General features: G+C 32.1%; 18 protein-coding genes. 10 read left to right on the top strand and 8 right to left on the bottom strand.

Translation table 11 applies throughout. The annotated features are described in order from the left end of the window. Positions 1-50: 50 nt before the first annotated feature. The 9 genes from EB819_RS08970 (at position 51) to EB819_RS08930 (ending at position 11,815) form a co-directional block, all read left to right on the top strand. Positions 51-1,385, top strand: a complete 1,335-nt coding sequence (locus tag EB819_RS08970) for a trigger factor (protein ID WP_069798575.1) — start codon at positions 51-53, stop codon at positions 1,383-1,385. A gap of 148 nt (positions 1,386-1,533) precedes the next feature. After that, complete coding sequence (locus EB819_RS08965; RefSeq protein WP_069798577.1) at positions 1,534-4,950, top strand: M16 family metallopeptidase; 3,417 nt, start codon at positions 1,534-1,536, stop codon at positions 4,948-4,950. Between the two features lie 164 nt (positions 4,951-5,114). Continuing rightward, complete coding sequence (locus tag EB819_RS08960) at positions 5,115-6,872, top strand: tetratricopeptide repeat-containing sensor histidine kinase (RefSeq protein ID WP_069798579.1); 1,758 nt, start codon at positions 5,115-5,117, stop codon at positions 6,870-6,872. After that, positions 6,872-7,522, top strand: coding sequence for a response regulator (locus tag EB819_RS08955; protein ID WP_069798581.1), 651 nt, complete (start codon positions 6,872-6,874; stop codon positions 7,520-7,522). Before EB819_RS08960 ends, EB819_RS08955 begins: the two co-directional genes overlap by 1 nt. A gap of 68 nt (positions 7,523-7,590) precedes the next feature. Continuing rightward, complete coding sequence (locus EB819_RS08950) at positions 7,591-8,301, top strand: hypothetical protein (protein WP_069798583.1); 711 nt, start codon at positions 7,591-7,593, stop codon at positions 8,299-8,301. Positions 8,302-8,313: 12 nt separating this feature from the next. Beyond that, complete coding sequence (locus EB819_RS08945) at positions 8,314-8,847, top strand: hypothetical protein (RefSeq protein WP_069798585.1); 534 nt, start codon at positions 8,314-8,316, stop codon at positions 8,845-8,847. Positions 8,848-8,859: 12 nt separating this feature from the next. Next, entirely contained in the window at positions 8,860-9,759 is a 900-nt protein-coding gene (locus tag EB819_RS08940) for a hypothetical protein (RefSeq protein WP_069798586.1), read from the top strand. Between the two features lie 29 nt (positions 9,760-9,788). Further along, complete coding sequence (locus EB819_RS08935) at positions 9,789-11,009, top strand: hypothetical protein (RefSeq protein ID WP_069798588.1); 1,221 nt, start codon at positions 9,789-9,791, stop codon at positions 11,007-11,009. 11 nt (positions 11,010-11,020) lie between these two features. Further along, the gene (locus tag EB819_RS08930) at positions 11,021-11,815 is read left to right on the top strand and encodes a hypothetical protein (RefSeq protein ID WP_069798590.1); all 795 of its coding nucleotides are present in this window, start codon (positions 11,021-11,023) and stop codon (positions 11,813-11,815) included. On the opposite strand, the gene EB819_RS08925 is transcribed toward EB819_RS08930, so the two are convergent. Next, a complete protein-coding gene (locus EB819_RS08925; RefSeq protein ID WP_069798592.1) occupies positions 11,805-12,386 on the bottom strand; it encodes a DUF3109 family protein in 582 nt (193 codons plus the stop codon). The genes EB819_RS08930 and EB819_RS08925 overlap by 11 nt on opposite strands. Positions 12,387-12,388: 2 nt before the next feature. Continuing rightward, a complete protein-coding gene (locus EB819_RS08920; protein WP_069798594.1) occupies positions 12,389-13,303 on the bottom strand; it encodes a DUF6427 family protein in 915 nt (304 codons plus the stop codon). A gap of 42 nt (positions 13,304-13,345) precedes the next feature. Here EB819_RS08920 and EB819_RS08915 point away from each other — a divergent pair, with 42 nt between their 5' ends. Continuing rightward, on the top strand, positions 13,346-13,579 hold the full coding sequence (locus EB819_RS08915) for a DUF6341 family protein (RefSeq protein ID WP_069798596.1): 234 nt from the start codon (positions 13,346-13,348) through the stop codon (positions 13,577-13,579). Between the two features lie 72 nt (positions 13,580-13,651). Here EB819_RS08915 and EB819_RS08910 read toward each other — a convergent pair whose 3' ends face one another. The 6 genes from EB819_RS08910 to EB819_RS08885 form a co-directional block, all read right to left on the bottom strand. Next, positions 13,652-14,089 (bottom strand): universal stress protein, encoded by a 438-nt coding sequence (locus EB819_RS08910; RefSeq protein ID WP_069798598.1) that lies wholly within the window; start codon positions 14,087-14,089, stop codon positions 13,652-13,654. Positions 14,090-14,158: 69 nt separating this feature from the next. Further along, on the bottom strand, positions 14,159-14,767 hold the full coding sequence (locus EB819_RS08905; RefSeq protein ID WP_069798600.1) for a fumarylacetoacetate hydrolase family protein: 609 nt from the start codon (positions 14,765-14,767) through the stop codon (positions 14,159-14,161). 145 nt (positions 14,768-14,912) lie between these two features. Further along, complete coding sequence (locus tag EB819_RS08900) at positions 14,913-15,677, bottom strand: 3'-5' exonuclease (RefSeq protein WP_069798602.1); 765 nt, start codon at positions 15,675-15,677, stop codon at positions 14,913-14,915. Between the two features lie 37 nt (positions 15,678-15,714). Further along, complete coding sequence (locus EB819_RS08895) at positions 15,715-16,425, bottom strand: CDP-alcohol phosphatidyltransferase family protein (RefSeq protein ID WP_069798603.1); 711 nt, start codon at positions 16,423-16,425, stop codon at positions 15,715-15,717. Further along, positions 16,422-17,288: a lysylphosphatidylglycerol synthase transmembrane domain-containing protein gene (locus EB819_RS08890; protein WP_083250166.1), complete on the bottom strand. Its 867-nt coding sequence runs from the start codon at positions 17,286-17,288 to the stop codon at positions 16,422-16,424. The genes EB819_RS08895 and EB819_RS08890 overlap by 4 nt, the downstream gene beginning before the upstream one ends. Further along, positions 17,269-18,222 carry a glycosyltransferase family 2 protein gene (locus tag EB819_RS08885; protein WP_069798605.1) on the bottom strand — a complete coding sequence of 318 codons (954 nt, stop codon included), beginning with the start codon at positions 18,220-18,222 and terminating at the stop codon, positions 17,269-17,271. Before EB819_RS08885 ends, EB819_RS08890 begins: the two co-directional genes overlap by 20 nt. Positions 18,223-18,284 lie beyond the last annotated feature (62 nt).

Genomic DNA, 18,284 nt, shown 5'->3' with positions numbered 1-18,284 from the left:
TCTGTTTTCATAAAAAAACACTATTTTTGCAACTCAAAATTTTTAACAAGATGAATGTTACAAGAACCAATCATGACGAAGTAAGTGCTTTGCTTACAGTAACTTTAAATAAATCTGATTACAAAGATAAAGTTGAAAAACAACTGATCAATTATGCTAAAAATGCTACTGTTCCTGGTTTTAGAAAAGGAAAAGTTCCATTGAGCATGGTGAGAAAACAATTTGAAGCGGGTATTGCTTTTGAAGAAATTAACAAACAAATTTCTGAAGCGTTAAACAACTATGTAAACGAAAACAATTTAAGATTAGTTGGTCAGCCAGTTCCAGTTCCTATGAACGAACTAGATTACAATGCAGAAGAAGTTTCTGTAGGTTTCGAAGTTGGTTTTGAGCCAGATTTTAATATTGATTTATCTTCTTACGAAGCTCCTCACTACAAAGTAGAAGCTACTGATAAAGAAATCAACCAAAGCATTGAAAACATGCAAAAAAGATTTGCTGATAAAGATGCCCAAGATAAAGCGACTAAAGATTCTTATGTAGCACTTTCTATTGCACAAGTAGTAGAAGCTGATGCAGAGGGAGAGCACAATCATCCACCGAAAAATGTAGTAGTTTCTGCTGAGCAAAAAGAAGCTTTCGGTTTGGTAAAATCTCACAAAGTAGGTGATGTAGTGAAGTTAACTAAAACTCAGTTAACTGAAAACGAAACTTTGGCTAAAGATTTAAATTACAACGAGCATGAACTAGGTCACATTCATCACGAAGATTTAGAAGCTACTGTTACAGAAATCTATAAATTAAACTTAGCACCACTAGATCAAGAATTATTTGATAAAGTGTATGGTGAAGGAAATATTAATTCTGAAGAAGAATTAAAAGCAAGAGTAAAAACTGAATTAGACGAATATTTCCAACAAAATGCAGATATTCACTTTGTAAATAAAGTATTAGAAAACGTTTCAGAAAAAACTGAAGTTCAGTTACCAGAAGCATTCTTAGTGAAATGGTTACTATTCTCTAATCCAAACATTACTTCTGAAGAACAAGCTAAAGAAATTCTAGAAGCAGAAAAATCTATCATCAAAAACCAAATCATCGAAGGAAAATTATTCCAAGATTATGATGTGAAAGTAGATTATGCAGATGTTTTAGCTCAAGCTGAAGTTTTAGTAAACAACCAATTAGCAATGTACGGAATCCACAATCTTCCACAAGAAGAAGTGCAGAAATATGCGGTAGAAATGCTAAAACAAGAAGAGCAAGTAAGACAAATTTCTCAAGAAGTTGCAATGGGTAAACTAAAAGATGTTATCCTAGAAAAAGCAAGCAAAAAAGAAACTAAAATTACACACGAAGAATTTTTAGCAGAATTACAAAAATAATTTTCTAGAAATTTCTTAGAAATATAAATCCGTCTCGAATTTCGAGACGGATTTTTTTTAACACAGATTTAACTGATTTTTCTTGTCTAGATAAGGTTTTTCTTTATATTTTTATAAAATCAAATTATTATTAATCAAAATTAAAACCATGAGAAAACAATTTCTTTCTTTTGTGTTGTCTTTCTTCCTGATTGCCAATGCATTTGCACAGAACATTCCTCTTGATCCTAGTGTTAGAACTGGCACACTTTCTAACGGGATGAAGTATTACATCAAGAAAAACGTAAAACCAGAAAAAAAAGTAGAATTCCGTTTAGCGATTAATGCGGGTTCTATCAATGAAGACGAAGACCAGAGAGGTCTTGCTCACTTTATGGAGCACATGAATTTCAATGGGACTAAAAATTTCCCAGACAATAAATTGGTAGATTTTCTACAATCTATCGGGATTAAATTCGGGCAACACCTTAATGCGTATACCAGTTTTGACGAAACAGTTTATATGTTACCCGTTCCTCTTGACAAGCCTGGAAACCTAGATTCAGGGCTTAAAGTAATGGAAGATTGGGCTTTTAACGCATTACTTACCGATAAAGAAATAGAAAAAGAAAGAGGCGTAGTTTTAGAAGAATTGCGTTTAGGATTAGGAGCAGACAAAAGAATGTTAGACCAATATCTTCCTAAATTAGCGTATAATTCTAGATATGCAGACCGATTACCAATTGGTAAAAAAGAAATTCTACAAAATTTCAAACCAGAAGCGCTGAGAAGATTTCACAAAGATTGGTACAGACCAGATTTAATGGCTTTGGTGGTAGTAGGAGATGTTAATATAGATGAAATGGAGCAAAAAATTAAAGCCAATTTCAGTAAGTATCAAAATCCTACAAATGCTAGAAAAAGAGTAGATTATGATATGCCAAATCATAAAGAAACCTTGATTTCTATTGCTACTGATGCAGATGCAACTTCGTCTTCGGCACAATTTTATATCAAAGATGATGGTCCTGCAAAAGCAGATGTTACCGTAAATGATTATCAAAAAAGCATTGTAGAGCAATTGGCTGCTACCATTGTGAATAACCGTTTACAAGAATTAACCAATTCTGAGAAGCCACCTTTTATTTTCGGGTATGTTTCTCATAGCAATTTCTTGAGAACCAAAGATGCTTTTCAAGCATATGCAATGACTAAAGAAGGCGAACAAAAAAATGCGCTTAAAGTGCTTTTAGAAGAAGTAGAAAGAGCAAAAAGATTCGGTTTTTCTCAAAATGAATTAGACAGAGCAAAATCTGAAACCCTTTCTAACTTAGAAAAATCTTATAACAATAGAGATAAAACAGAAAGTGCAAGATTGGTAATGGAATATGTAAGAAATTTCCTTAACCAAGAGCCAATTCCGGGAATTGAATGGGAATATGAATTGCACAAAAAATATTTGCCAAGCGTAACTTTAGACCAAGTGAATAACATTCTGAAAAATTATATCAAAGATGATAGCAGAGTGATTGTGGTAACTGGTCCTAAAAAAGAAAATGCAGTACTTCCTACAGATGCGCAGTTATTGGCAACTGTAGATGATGTAAAAAATGCACAGTTAAAACCTTACGAAGACAAAGCTGCTATTAAAACTTTGGTAGAGCCATTTAAATCAAATGGTAAAATTGTAAAAACCGAAGCAGATGCTAAGTTGGGAACCACTACTTTTACATTGAGCAATGGCGCAAAAGTAACTTACAAAAAAACAGATTTCAAAGAAGACGAAATTGTTTTCTCAGCGATTAGTTTAGGTGGAAGTTCTTTAATTTCTAATGAAGACATCGAAAAAACACAATGGGCTTTTCCAGCGCTTTCAGAATCTGGGTTCAATAAATATTCTAAAAATGATATTACCAAATTCCTTTCTGGGAAACAAGTTTCTGTAATGCCTTATCTAGGAGGGATTTCTACAGGATTTAACGGGAATTCTACCAAAAAAGATTTCGAAACGCTTTTCCAAATGATTTATGGTTATTTTACCAACCTAAATTATGACGAAGCAAGCTACAATTCTTATAAAGCGAAACAACAAGGATTTTTAGATAACCTTTTGGCAAATCCTCAAACGTATTTCCAAAGCGAAGTTCAGAAATATTTGAACCAAAAAAATCCTAGATTCTTCGGAATTTTACCAGATGCTAAAGCTTGGGAAAAAACAAGCTATAAATTAGCGTACGATATTTACAAAAAATCAGTCGCTAATGCTGGAAACTTCCATTTCTATTTTGTAGGAAATGTAGACGAAAACCAAATCAAACAACTTTCTGAACAATATTTAGCAAGTTTACCTTCTACCAAAAAATCAGAAACGTATAAAGATTTAGGATACAGACCTCTTTTCACTTCTACAGAAAAAGTGATTAAAAAAGGAAAAGATCCTAAAAGTATGGTGATGATTAGATTCAGTGGAGAAACCAAATATAATGAGAAAGAAGATCTTGCCATGAGAGCTTTAGGTGAAGTTGCTACGATTAAAATCATCGAAAAACTTCGTGAAGATGAAGGCGGAATTTACGGAGGTGGAGCAAGAGGAAGTTTAAACAAAGTTCCTTACGGAAGCTACAACTTCAGCATTAATTTCCCTTGTGGACCAGAAAATGCAGAAAAATTAACCAAAATTGCTTTGGCCGAACTTCAAAAAATGATTGACAACGGGCCAGAACAAAAAGATTTAGATAAATTTAAAGAAGGAGAAGCGAATGATGATGTAACCAATATGAAAGACAATAATTATTGGCTACAAAACATCACGAGTTACCAAACTCAAGGTGGCGATAAATACAGCGTTCTTAATTATTTAACTAAAGTAAAAGCGCTTACAGTAAAAGATTTACAGACAGTTGGTAAAAAATATTTAACCGAGAAAAACAGAATGGTATTTACTTTAATGCCAGAAGTAGAAACTCCGAAAACGGATGCTCCAAAAGCAGCAGTTTCTGCGAATGTAACGGCTCAACAAGTGATTGATAATTATGCCGCAGCTTTGGGTGGGAAATCTAAATTAGAAGCAGTAAAAACCGTGAAAACACTCTCTACGATTAAAGTAATGGGCATGGAAATGGAAGCTACTACTTTAGAAATGGCACCGAATAAATCTAAATCAGTTCAAAAAATTATGGGACAAGAAATGGTTCAAGTTTTTGACGGCGAGAAAGGTTACATGATGCAAGCTGGTCAGAGAATGGATTTACCAGCTCCTGCAATTGAAGAAGCAAAGAAAAAAAGACTATTCGAAGTGCTTTCTTACAATGCAGCAGATTTCAAAACAGTAGAAAAAGTAACGGAAGAAGGAAAGGAATTATACCTTTTAGCTGGTGCTGGTAAAAAATTATATTTTGATACCAAAACCAATTTATTGGTGAAAAGCACTTCTGACAAAGGAGATATGGTTATTCTAGATTACATGGAAGTAGACGGAATTAAGTTTCCTAAAAATATCAAATTAGCCATGATGGGACAAAACATGGAAATGACCAATAGTCAAGTTATCGTTAATAAAGAAGTGTCAGTAGAAGACTTCAAATAAAAATTAATTTCATAGAAATATAAATCCGTCTCGAATTTCGAGACGGATTTTTTATGTCAGAATATACGAATTTTTTCGTATTTATTGGTAGAAGTTTAAACTCCAAATTTGTAAAAATCATTATTCATAAATTTTTATAAATTTAGACTTAGAAAAGTCTCTGCATGAAATCAATTTTATCTTTTGTATTAATTTTTACACTGAGTTTGACTTTTGGACAAAAATCAAACCATAAAAAAATAGATTCTATTAATAATCTTCCGTTTGAAGTAAGGTTAAAAGATGCCGCAATTTTGGATAAAGTTTATCTGAAAAATGCAGAAGAGTCTGCTAAAATTCATTATGACTTAGGTGAAGCTAAATCTTACAGCAACCTCAGTTTGGTCTATTATTATCAAGGGAAATATGAGAAAGATTTGGCGTATTCTCTGAAAGCGATTCATATTTTCGAGAAATTAAACGACTTAGAGAGTCTTTCTTTAGAATGGGGAGAATTAGGGTATAGAATGAAGAAAAGAAATCTAGAGAAAGCGATTCAGTACATGCAGAAATCTAAAAAAATTGCAGAAAAGAATAACCTTCAGAAACCCTTATTGAGCATTTATAACAATTATGGTGTGCTCAAAGAAATGAAAGTAGAATATGACAGCGCACTTTTCTACTACGAAAAAGGTCTCGCCTTGAAACAAAAAATTAATGACCAAGTTGGCATTCCTTATAGTTTGAATAATATTGCAGGGGTTTTTGTCTTGAGAAAACAATTTGATAAAGCGGAGGAAAACTATCAAAAAGCCCTTGAAATCAGAAAAAAAATAAATGATACGGTAGGAATTGCAGAAAATTACTCTTACCTAGGAGATTTGCATTTGATGAAAAAAGACTTCAAAAAAGCAATTGGGTTTTATCAAAAATCAACAGAAATTACAGATAAACACAAGTATTTAGGACTTTCGCAAGATTCTTATCGCAAGATTTCAGAATGTTATGAAAATTTAGGTGAACATCAAAAGGCTTTGCAGAATTTCAAGAAATTTTCAGCACTCAAAGACAGCCTCATCAATCAGGAAACCAATTCTAAAATTGCCGAATTAGAGGTGAAATTTGATACCAATGAAAAAGAAAAACAACTGCTTCAGAAACAAGCCGAAGTAGAAACTTCTAGAATTAAATTTTCGGTGGCGATTGTATTTGCGATTTTAGCCTCTATTATTGGCTTTCTTTTTTATCGTCAACAAAGATTGAAAAACAAGCAACAGCATCAGGAATTTGAATTGAAATCTGCAATGGCGCAAATCGAAAGTCAAAATAAATTGCAAGAACAACGCTTGTCTATTTCCCGAGATTTACATGATAATATTGGCGCACAATTAACCTTCATTATTTCGTCTTTAGAAAATACGAAATTTGGAATTCCGAATTTAGAAACTGCGGTAGAAAAGCGTTTAGACAAAATCAGTGACTTTACCAGAAATACGATTGTAGAACTTCGAGACACGATTTGGGCAATTAATAAAGCAGATTTCGCCATGGAAGATTTGAGTTCTAGAATTTTCAATTTTGTGGAACATGCGCAATCTGCCAATCAAAATATTTTGTTCAATTTCAGCATTGATGAAAACCTAAAAAACCTGAAATTTTCTTCTTTGGTAGGCGTAAATTTATACAGAACGATTCAGGAATCTGTGAATAATGCCATGAAATATGCTAATGCTCATCATATAGTCATCAATGCAGAAAAATTTCAGGAAGGTTTAAAAATTGAAATCAAAGACGATGGAAAAGGTTTTGAAACCGAAAATGTAGATGTAGGAAACGGATTGCTCAATATGAAAAAACGAATGGAAGAAATCGGGGGAAATTTTTCCATCAATTCAGAAATAGGGAAAGGAACTAGTATAAATGTAGAATTAGAAAAACTGTAATCATGATAAAAGTAGCGATAGTAGACGATAATCTTTTTTTGCAAAAAACGGTTCAAGAGAAACTGTCTTTTTTTGAAAATGTAGAAATCAAATCAAAATCTCTGAACGGAAAAGAATTGCTCCAAAAATTAGAAAAAAACTCCAACTTAGATTTGATTTTGATGGATATAGAAATGCCAGAAATGAATGGAGTAGAAACAACTGCCGAAGTAAAAAAGCGTTATCCGCACATCAAAATTTTAATGCTTACGGTTTTTGATAATGATGAAAAAATTTTTAAATCCATCAAAGCTGGAGCCGATGGTTATTTGCTGAAGGAAATTAATCCTCAAGAATTATACAATTCCATCAAAGAAACGCTTTCTGGAGGCGCTGCAATGACGCCGTCTATCGCGCTGAAAACATTGAAATTGCTCAGAGAGCCACAAGTTTTCGAAACGGAAGAAGAAAAAGAAAAAATTACACTTACTGCAAGAGAAATTCAGGTTTTGGAACAATTGAGCAAAGGATTAAAATATGATGCTATTGCAGAAAATCTCATTCTTTCTAAAGGAACGATTAGAAAACATGTGGAAAATATTTACGCTAAATTGCAGGTTCATAATAAGTTAGAAGCAGTGCAGATTGCTAAGAAGAATAAATTAATTTAAAAGATACGATTTTATTCGTATTTACTTGCCTATTTCTTCCGAGTATTTTTACCAAAAAAAATTAAACTATGAGAAGGAAATTTATTTTATCTGCTGTTTCAGCATTGATGATTTCGGCATTTACTTTTGCGCAAGAAGGAAATAATTCTGTAAAATTTAACTTAGGAACTTCTTTTTCCAAACCTGGTGATGAACTTGCAACGGTAGCAATGGATGGTAAAAACATGCAACTCTCTGTAAGTGCAGAAGGTGCAAGATTTTTCAATTATAAAAAAGACTCTAAATTAGGTTTTAGAATTGCAGCAGTAGTAGGTTATGACAATACACACATTCTTTCTAGTGATGCGATTACTCAAATTAAGACGTCTATTCCGAATATTAAAGGTAGAATTTATCCTTTGTGTTTTAAAGGTTCTGCATTTGATTTTGCAGGATTAGTAACCAAAGAAAAAGATTTGGGAATTGGTTTTCTGGATATTCCTGTGTATTTAATTTTAATTTCTACGGTGAATAGTTTACACTTTGATTATGGAGTTGGTTTTGGAAAACTCAAAGAATCCTCAAATATTTATGATGATAGTTTTGTAGAAACTACTACTAATAGAACCATGAATTATTTTGGTTGGGGATTTCAGCCTGTTATTTACAATTCTGAAAGTGAAAAATGGTCTGTAAATGCAATGTTTGATTTCGGGAAATTTAAATGGACGAACGGAAACGGAAACACATCGTCTTTTAAAATGAGTACAGTAGGATTTGGTGCTCAATATCATTTCTAAAATTTTAAAATCATGATAAGAAGTCTGTTTTCTTTGATTCTTGGATTGGTTTTTACGCTAAATTTTGCCCAAGAAAAAACATTGAATGATATTTTAGCAGGACCTTGGAAAGGTTTTTCGAGTGAACAAATTCGAAACATGGGAGAAGTAAATACTGGCGTTTACATGAAATTGGTTTTTAATGAAAAAATCGATGGCAGCAAAACCGAATATCCTTTTTATGGAACCAATCAGGTGGAATTTATTTATACGAATAATTTTGGAACCAAAACATATTTTGCCACAGTAAATGTGAGTGGAGTTTTTAATCTAAAAGACAAAACACTCTATGTGAATGATGACAGTTTTGCTTCTTATGATACTTTACTAGACGGAATGAATTGGGAGTTGTGGAAGTTTAAAGTCACGGTTTATAGAGACCAAGATCATGCAGGATTTTTCTTGCTAAAAGGAGTGACCTTAGACAATCAAGGTTATGCAAAATCTGGTAGTAAAGTGTATTACACCACAGATATGAATTATAATCCTTGGAAACAAAAATATTAAAACACCTATACAATGAAAAAATCTCTATTTATCACGCTATTTCTCATTTGCATTACCCTTTTTTCTCAAGAAAAATACAAGGCATCAGATTATTCACTGCCCAATAATGTAAAATCCTACAACACTTTTATTTATAAATATGATGTGGATTTAGGCAAGTATTTTGTCATCGAAAAACACATTAGAATTTTTGAAAAAGGCTTGTTGAAATATGATTATGTTTTGGATAATTATTTAGGTCGATTTTCTCAATTAAAAAAGTTAGAGTATAACGACCAAAACCAATTGATTTCTATAGAAGAAGCAGAAGATTTCGAAAATCCACAATATTATCCTTATCAAGAATTTTATTATGAAAAAGGAAAATTGACGAAAATTTCAGAAATTTTCGGGAACAAGAGAGTTTTTACCGATTTTGCCTACGATGGAAAAGGCAGAATTTTGAAGGAAAAAAAATATCAAGATGACAAACTGGTGCTGTCTACTGTAGATTATCATTACACTTCTGATAAAAATTTCACTACCAAAAAAGTGGTTTTTATTAATGACAATTCTAGAAAAATGGTTGATGCCGTTTATCAAAATAATTTGAAAATTTCTGAAGAAGTAGATGATCCGGCTGCTAAAATTTCTTACACTTATCAATATGATGACAAAGGCAATGAAACCCTAGAATTTGACGGAGTAACTAACTTAGATAAGCACTATGTTTATGGGAAAACAGGCGCGGTAATTAAAAGCAAAAAAACACTTTATGATGACCTAGAATTTGATATCGTTAATTATTTTGAATTTTCGGAAATTACCTACGAAGATGGCACGAAAGAAGGAAGCAGAACTTTTGATAAAGACTTTGCTAAATCGTTTAATATGAGTGTTTTATCTTATGATTTTGTAGATGATTTAAAGTAATTGTTTTATATTTGGAATAAACACATACCATGATGAAAAAAATAATTCAACTTTTAGTGCTATTGTTCGTGCAATTTTCTTTTGCCCAAAAAGATAATGTTATAAAATTTCTCTCCGAAAACTGGGGCGTCAATAAAGATGTAGCAAAAATAGAAGAAGTGAAGTATTCTCAAGGATTTACTTCTGGTAAATTTGAACCAAAGGAAACCAAAATTTATACCTTCAAAAACGGAAAAGTAATTTCTATAGAAACACAATATTCTAAAGATAAAGTCATCGAAACTTTCGAATACAATGCGAAAGGAAAGCCTGTAAGATTTTTATATATTTCTACAGGAACAGACAAAGCCAGTGAAAACATTTCTACATTTAGCTATGACAAAAACGGAAAACTTATAGAAATTAAACCTTCTAATCCTAGATTTCATTGGCAATATAAATATCAATATAAATCTGATGGTACATTGGCTGCCGTAGAAATTTTTGACAATGGAAAATTGGATTCTAGATGGAACTTCACCTCTTATCAAGACGAAAAAAATTATCAATATATTGATGAAAATTACTCGGCTAATGATGGTAAAAAAGTTTTTGAGTTAAAAGAAAGTTTGGTAAACGGAGAAAGACCTATGAGAAAAGAAGCTTGGTTAGAAGGAAAAGATCCAAACGGAAATGTTTTTAAAATTAGAGAAAACAACGCGGTTTTCGGGAAAAATTATTTTTTTAGAAAACTCACTTATGCCAATGGAGAAATTACAGGAAGTACAGAATATAATCCCTATTTCACCGAAGGTATTAATGGAGATATTTCTCAATTTCCAGAAAATAAAAACCCTAAATCTACCTATAAAATCAGATTAGGAGAAGACGGAAAATTTAAAATGGAGAATCAAGCAAATCAGCCTATTCCAGATTTAAGTAAAGGTTTTATCAGTCCTAACAAAACAGATTTCATTTATTTTGACCCTAATAATGGAGAAGTTGCATTGGTGGAAGATATGAAACCTAGTGAAAATTTCGTGACGATGAAGCCTTATAATGTGCCTTCTAAAAGATATATTGTCATCAATAATGATTACCAATTTATCATTTTTGATAACGGAAAACAAATCGATACTTCGAGTATGAAATTGGCTCAAGATATGGGAAATTTAGTCATTCAAGAAAATGGTGTGCCGAAATATTTTGTTCCGAATTTGGACAAACTTACTTTCTTGAAGTTTTATCCGCTTTATATATTGGCTCTTTAAAATTAAAACAGATGAAAAAAGTAATATTTTTAACCGCATTCATTTCCACTTTCGGTTTTTCTCAAGAAAAACTCACCACTCAAGATTTTGGCTTGTATAAAAACACAGAAACCGTTATTTCTAAGCAATATTGGGAAGATGACCAATCGAATGTAGTTTTTACAGAAGAATTGAAATTCTACAACACGTTTTTACAAGAGCAAAAAACCAAAGATGGAGATTATGTTACCGTGAAAAAATATTACTACAATATTGATAATCAATTGGTGAAAATAGAAACGGAGCATGTTCATTCTGGCGAGAAGGAAAAAGAGGTTTTTCACTATAAAAATCTTCAGTTGCAGAATTCTGAACTTTGGATGCATGGTAAAATGTTTTCTAAAACTCAATATTTCTATGACAAGAACAATAGATTGATAAAAGAAATAGAAAAAGATGCTAAAAATAAAGTGACCAGAATAGTAGAGTACAAAAACTACAAAAATGACGATTTTTTCACCAAATTGATAAAGGATTTTCAAAATGGAAAAGTGGTAGAAACCACCGAAGAAATCTATGAAAATAAATTATTGGTAGAAGCCAATTATGAAATGTACAACCTGAAAACCAATGTTAAAAATACTTATAATAAAGAAGGTTGGATTGTAAAAGAAGTGTTCAGCAATAGTGAAGTGGTAGAAAATACCTTTACTTATGAAGTAGATGAGAAGGGAAATCCTATAAAAGTTACCAAAACCAATTCCCAGAATCAAGGAAATTATGTTTTGGTAATCAATAATACATATTCTACTTTTCCTACGAATTAAATTCGCGTTCCCATTCTTCTGCTGCTTCGCAAAGAGTTTTGTAAAAATCTTCGCCGTATTTTCTAATCAGTGGCGTTTTCAAGAATTTATAAACAGGAACTTGCAATTCTTTACCTAAGGTACAAGCGTCGCTACATACGTCCCATTCATGATAATTGATGGCTGAAAAATTTCTATATTCTGTTACTCTAATAGGATAAAGGTGACAAGAAATAGGTTTTTGCCAATCTACAACACCATCTTCATATGCTTTTTCGATTCCACATTTGGTGATGCCTTTTTCATCAAAAATTACATAAGCGCATTCTCCACCATTTACGAGTGGCGTTACCAAATCTCCATCAATATCGGTAACGTGTGTTCCTTGCTCTTCGATGGCAGCAATTCCTTCTTGTCTAAGATAACTTTTAATTTTTGGATAAATTCTTTCCAAAATTTTAGTCTCATTTTTGTCAAGCGGAGCTCCCGCATCTCCTTCTACACAGCAGATTCCCTTGCATTTGCTGAGGTTACATACAAATTCTTCAGAAAAAATATCTTCAGAAATTAATTTATCATCTATTTGAATCATATCTATATCAATTCACCTATGTTTACATAAGTGCTAAGTTTAAAAAGTAATAAAGTGAGAATAATTATCCATAGCCCAAATTCTTTCATCCAATATTTTTTCAAAAATCTCAAGGCTCTAGAAAGAATAATCACATTCGGTAAAACCAATAAAAGTAAATATTCATAATTTTTGCCCATGTAAAGAAAAACAGTCACCAATTGTGCAAAGAAAAACATAAGCATAAAAGTATACTTAAATTTACTCGAAGGACTTTTTTTATTAAAATTGGCAAAATGGTCCATTACAGCATACAAAACGTATAAAGCAACGGGTAAAAGAAGATGTAACGGATAATAATCTTGCAAGAAAGAATCTTCTACATAAGGAATATAACTTTCGTCAAAATCATGATAACCAATAAGATACATCACGCCGAAATAAGTTCCAAAAACCAATGTATTCCCAAAAAATAATCTGAAAATATTCAACGAAATATGATCTGAAGTAGAAATAAGGTGAATCAACACGAAAATAAACATAGGCCATGTTGTAGGCAAAAACAAGAAATTCACCGCCAAAATTGCTCCAATGATCAGGTATGAATTTTTCCTTACTTCATCTTGATTGCTGGTCAATAAAACCATTACAAAAGAATTGGTAAAGAGTGACATCGCAATTCCTATGTCTAAACTTCCCGGATATAATGCAAATACAAAAAAAGTATACAGAAAAAGAGGAAGATGAGTATTGTAATTCAGACCGATAGCATTAAAAAGAAAATATCCTAACGCAAATCCACAAAACGTAATGATGCTAGAAAAAACACCTAATGTTTTGAAATCCAATATATTAAATGATATTATCAAAAGAAATAAAAAAAATATATAGACAGGAATCGAAAAAATATTGCTTTCTTTTGATAGTAATCTGAACATTTTTATTAATTTTGTGCAAAGTTAATTTAAAATAAGAAAAAAATGACGTCTTTTTGGTTATTCTTAAGTGATTTGTTCATATGGTCTTTCGGATTCTATGATTTCGCAGGAAACGTATTGAACTGGATTCTATTTATTGTAGCTAGTACTTTATTTTGCTATTGGTGTTATGTTTTAGTAACCACATTAGGGAATAATAAAGATAAAGAATATTATTCACCTACAGAAGGTAAATTCCCATACTACAACCCAGAATTACACACTAAAGAAGATTAATCAGATTTCTTAACAATATAAAATCCCGAAATTGTAAAATTTCGGGATTTTTTTATTCTTTTTTATTAAAAATTAATTGTGACAAGGAACTACTAAAACAGGAATAGGAGATTTTTTCGTGATATCTTTGGTAAGACTTCCTACGAAAACATCGTAAATGCCGCTTCTTCCATGGCTTCCCATGACGATGTAGTTGGCTTTTTTGTCTTTAGCATAATCTAAAATAATTTCAGCAGCGATGCCTTGTTTCAGCAAATGTTCACAAGCTACACCTTTTGCTTTTATTCTTTTTTCAATTTCATTCAACTCGGCGAGTTCTTCAGAAATTTCAGATTTTTCTATCTCTGGGAAATATTGAAATCCCATATCTCCTATAGCAAAACCTATATCTGCAGGAGCTACGTGTATTAAATAAATTTTTCCGGCTATTTCTTTTGCAAAATCTACAGCGCCTTCTACAAGAATATCAGTAGTGTCAGAAAAATCGATAGGTAAAATAATATTTTTCATGGCGTGTGTTTTTAATAACAGTACTAATTTACAATTTTTAAACGGGAAATAAAAGTTTTTAGAAATGATTTATTGTATGCGCAGACTATAAACTTTTTCGCCTTCTAGAAACATTTCTAGCTCATCGTTTTCTGATACCTTTCCTACACCTTTTGGCGTCCCTGTGAAAATTAAATCTCCCACTCTTAAAGTGAAGTATTGAGAGACAAAAGCAATAATATCATCTGGCGAAAACATCATCAGATTGGTATTTCCATCTTGTACGATTTCTTTATTTTTTTGAAGTTGAAAATTCAAATTTTTTAAATCAAAATTTTCTTTTGGGAAAAAATCAGAAACTACAGCGCTTCCGTCAAAACCTTTTGCCAATTCCCAAGGCAAACCTTTTCCTTTGAGCTGAAACTGTAAATCTCTCGCAGTAAAATCTATTCCGAGCGCAATTTCGTCATAATGTTTAGGTGCATTTTCTTTTTGGATATATTTTCCGCCTTTAGAAATTTTGAGCACTACTTCTAATTCATAATGCACATCATCAGAAAATTCTGGAATATAGAAATCACTGCCTTTTTTCAATACAGCAGTGTCAGGTTTCATGAAAATAACTGGATTTTCTGGAATTTCGTTTCCTAATTCTTTCGCGTGTTCTGCGTAATTTCTTCCTATGCAAATGATTTTCATTTTGTTAGATGTTAGATGTTGGGTGATGGATGTTTTTGCGTCGTTAAAATTTTTAAAAACGTTTAGCTAGTTGTCTAAAATTACAAAAATCTGCGTTCTCTGCGTAAATCTTTGCGCCATCGCGTGAAAAATTTTGTGAAAAATCTTAAAATTTACTTCTCAACTGAATTTTAGTCAAAACCTTTTTAGTGTAAAGTGGGAAATCAGCATTTTGAATCCAACCGAAATATCCTACATCTTTTGTGAAGACATCTTTCACTTTTTGACCTTTGTATTTTCCAAAAGTGAAAATTTCTTCATCTTTATCATCAAAGGCGATAAATCCTGCCAAATCTGCAAATTTATTATGGAATGAAAATTCGCTTAAAGCAGCAATATCATTTGGTAAATCTGCATATTTTTCGATTTGAGCATCCAACACTTCGAAGGTTGCCAATGTATCTGCTTCCGCAGAATGGGCATTTTCTAGAGATTTTCCGCAGTAAAATTGGTACGCTGCACTTAGATTTCTAGGTTCCATTTTGTGGAAAATGGTTTGAGCATCAATTGGTCTGTGTTTAGATAAATCAAAATCATAACCAGCTCTCAACAATTCCTCTGCTAAAAGTGGAATATCAAATCTATTCGAATTAAAACCTCCTAAATCAGAATCCTTAATCATGTCAATGATTTTCGGAGCCAGTTCTTTAAAAGTAGGAGAATCTTTTACGTCTTCATCAGAAATTCCGTGAACTGCGGTAGCTTCTGTAGGAATTGGCATTTCTGGATTTACATACCAAGTTTTACTTTCTCTAGAAGCATCTGGAAAAACTTTCAGAATGCAGATTTCTACAATTCTGTCTTTAGAAATATTGATTCCAGTTGTTTCTAAATCAAAGATACAGAGCGGTTTATGGAGTTTTAGATTCATAAAATTTATTTTGGTAGAGACAAGTCGTGACTTGTCCTTACATTTGTTTTTGAAAAATTAGGGAAACGATTATATAAAAAACGATAACCATCGGGATTCCCGCCAATCCTAAAATAGAAATTAGTAGAATTCCTCCCAAAAGTAAGATAAGTTTTGGGTAATTATCTTTCAGTTTCATTGATTTAAATTTGAGCGCAATCATTTTAATGGGACTGACAAGTAACCAACAGCTTGCTGCGATGAGTCCTACTAAAAATACAGGATTTTCAAACGTTCGCCAGAACATTCCTGTTTCTTGAAATGCGTAATACATTCCGAAAAGTAAAACCGTATTACTCGGTGTGTTGAGTCCTTTGAAATAATAACTTTGCTCTTCATCTAAATTAAAAATAGCCAATCTGAGACATGAAAATAAAGCCACGAAAAGTCCTAAATATTTCAACTGAAATGGCAATTCGAAATCCATAAATTGATTGCCGAAACCTTCTAGTGCTTTAAACATCGTTACGCCAGGCAAAAGTCCGAAACTTACCATGTCTGCTAGAGAATCTAATTGTGCGCCAAGATTAGAATTGGCTTTAAGCGCTCTTGCAACAAATCCGTCTAAAAAGTCTAAAACCAAAGAAATAATGATGCAAAGTGCGGCAACTTTATAATTTCCGTCTACTAAATTGATAACACCGATGCTTCCAGAAAATAAATTCCCGAGAGTGAAAGCATTGGCTAAATTATTTTTTATAAAATTCATGGCGTTTCGGTAAGCTTCAAATTTAACTTTCTTATTTGAAATATCACTCCAAAAAGTGAAAAAAATGCTGTAATCATTGTAAAAAGTAAAGACGCAGAAACTGAAATCTCTGGCTGAAAACTAAACCATTTAGAAGCTTGTAAAAAGAGCATTTCTCTCACTCCAATTCCTGCAAAAGAAATTAAACTGAGCACTGAACTTGCTAAAAATACTACTGCGTAAATAGTGAAATTGTCAGTTACATCTAAACTTTTTAATAAAAATATAAAACTGATGACTTGTAAAATTTGGACTAAAAATGAATAGGAAAAAGCTTTAAAAAAAACTGTGGTATAGATAGAAAAAAGCTTTTTAGTCAAAAAATAAGTGAAGAAAAATCCTACCACTAAAAGAACAAATAAGATGGGGAAGAATTTGGCTTCTAGCAAATTGAATGAAAATACTAAAATCAATACGCAGATTGCCAAAAGTCCGCTTAATCGGTCATTAAAAAGTGATGAGGTAATTTTTTTGGCACTCCAACCGAAATTTTTATTCAAAAGATAGACTTTGTAAGCGTCTCCACCAATTCCACCTGGAATGAAAAAATTATAGAACATTCCCAAAAAATAGAGTTCTAAATTGCTTCTGAAGCTCAAATGGAAATCATTGGCTTCAAAATAGAGTTCAAGTCTTTTGGTAGAAATAATTTGAGATGCCAAGAAAAGAATAGCAGCCATCACGAGATAAAAAACATTCGTTTTTGTCCATAAAACGGTTACTTCCCGAAAAGGAATTTTCTGAAAAACGAAATACAACAAAGCAATGCTAATGAAAATTTTAGCAAAGTTGATGAGTAGTTTTTTAAGATTGACTTTCTCCAAATGTTGTGATATTTCTGATGTTAAAAGGTCTTTTTTCTTGAGATTCGTAGTAGGTTTTCATCAACATGTCTACAATAATTCCTGTGGTGAAAAACTGAATGCCAATGAAAATAAGTAAAACACCTAGGATTAGTAAAGGTCTTCCGCCAATGTCATTTCCTAAAATTTTGAGCGCCAATAAATAAATATTAACCAAAACTCCCAATGTAAAAGTGAATAAACCGATATTTCCGAAAAGATAAATCGGTTTAGAAAGGTATTTTTTATTGAATAAAACCAAAAGCAAGTCATTAATCACCTTGAAAGTTCTGTTCATTCCGTATTTAGAAACGCCATGTTGTCTTGGGTGATGTTTTACGGGAATTTCTGTAATTTTAGCACCATTTAAATGCGCCATTAAACTAATAAATCTATGGTTTTCGCCGTATAGATTCAGTTCTTTTGCCGTTTCATTGGTGAAAACTTTCAGCGCACAACCTTGGTCAGAAATATTGAGTTTTGTAGATTTTTTGATGATGAAATTCGCAATTTTTGAAGGAATGGTTCTGATGGAAGAATCTTTTCTTTTTTGACGTTTCCCAACCACCAAATCGAATTTTCCATTTTCTAAAAGCTCTACCATTGCAGGGATATCTGAAGGATCGTTTTGCAAATCTCCATCAAGTGTAATCACGTAATCACCAGTTGCATAATCGAAACCAGCCATCATTGCAGAACTTTGTCCGTAATTTTTTTTGAGCTCAATCAACACTACATTTGGATGTTTTTTTTCTTTGATTTCTTGTATGGTTTTATCCGAAGAATTGTCGTCTATTAAGATGAGTTCGTAGTGATATCCATTCATAGCATCAGAAATTCTGTCGATTAAAATTCCTGCATTTCCTTCTTCGTTATACATAGGAATAACGAGAGAGTAGAATTTATTTTTATCCATTTTAGCGCTTGATTTGTTACCTTTGCAATGCAAATTTTTGCAAAAATACTAAAAAACCTGAT

It is taken from the genome of Cloacibacterium normanense (assembly GCF_003860565.1).
Classification (GTDB): Bacteria; Bacteroidota; Bacteroidia; order Flavobacteriales; family Weeksellaceae; genus Cloacibacterium; species Cloacibacterium normanense.
The sequence above is the reverse complement of the archived record's forward strand: the minus strand, read 5'-3'. Positions and strand labels throughout refer to the sequence as shown.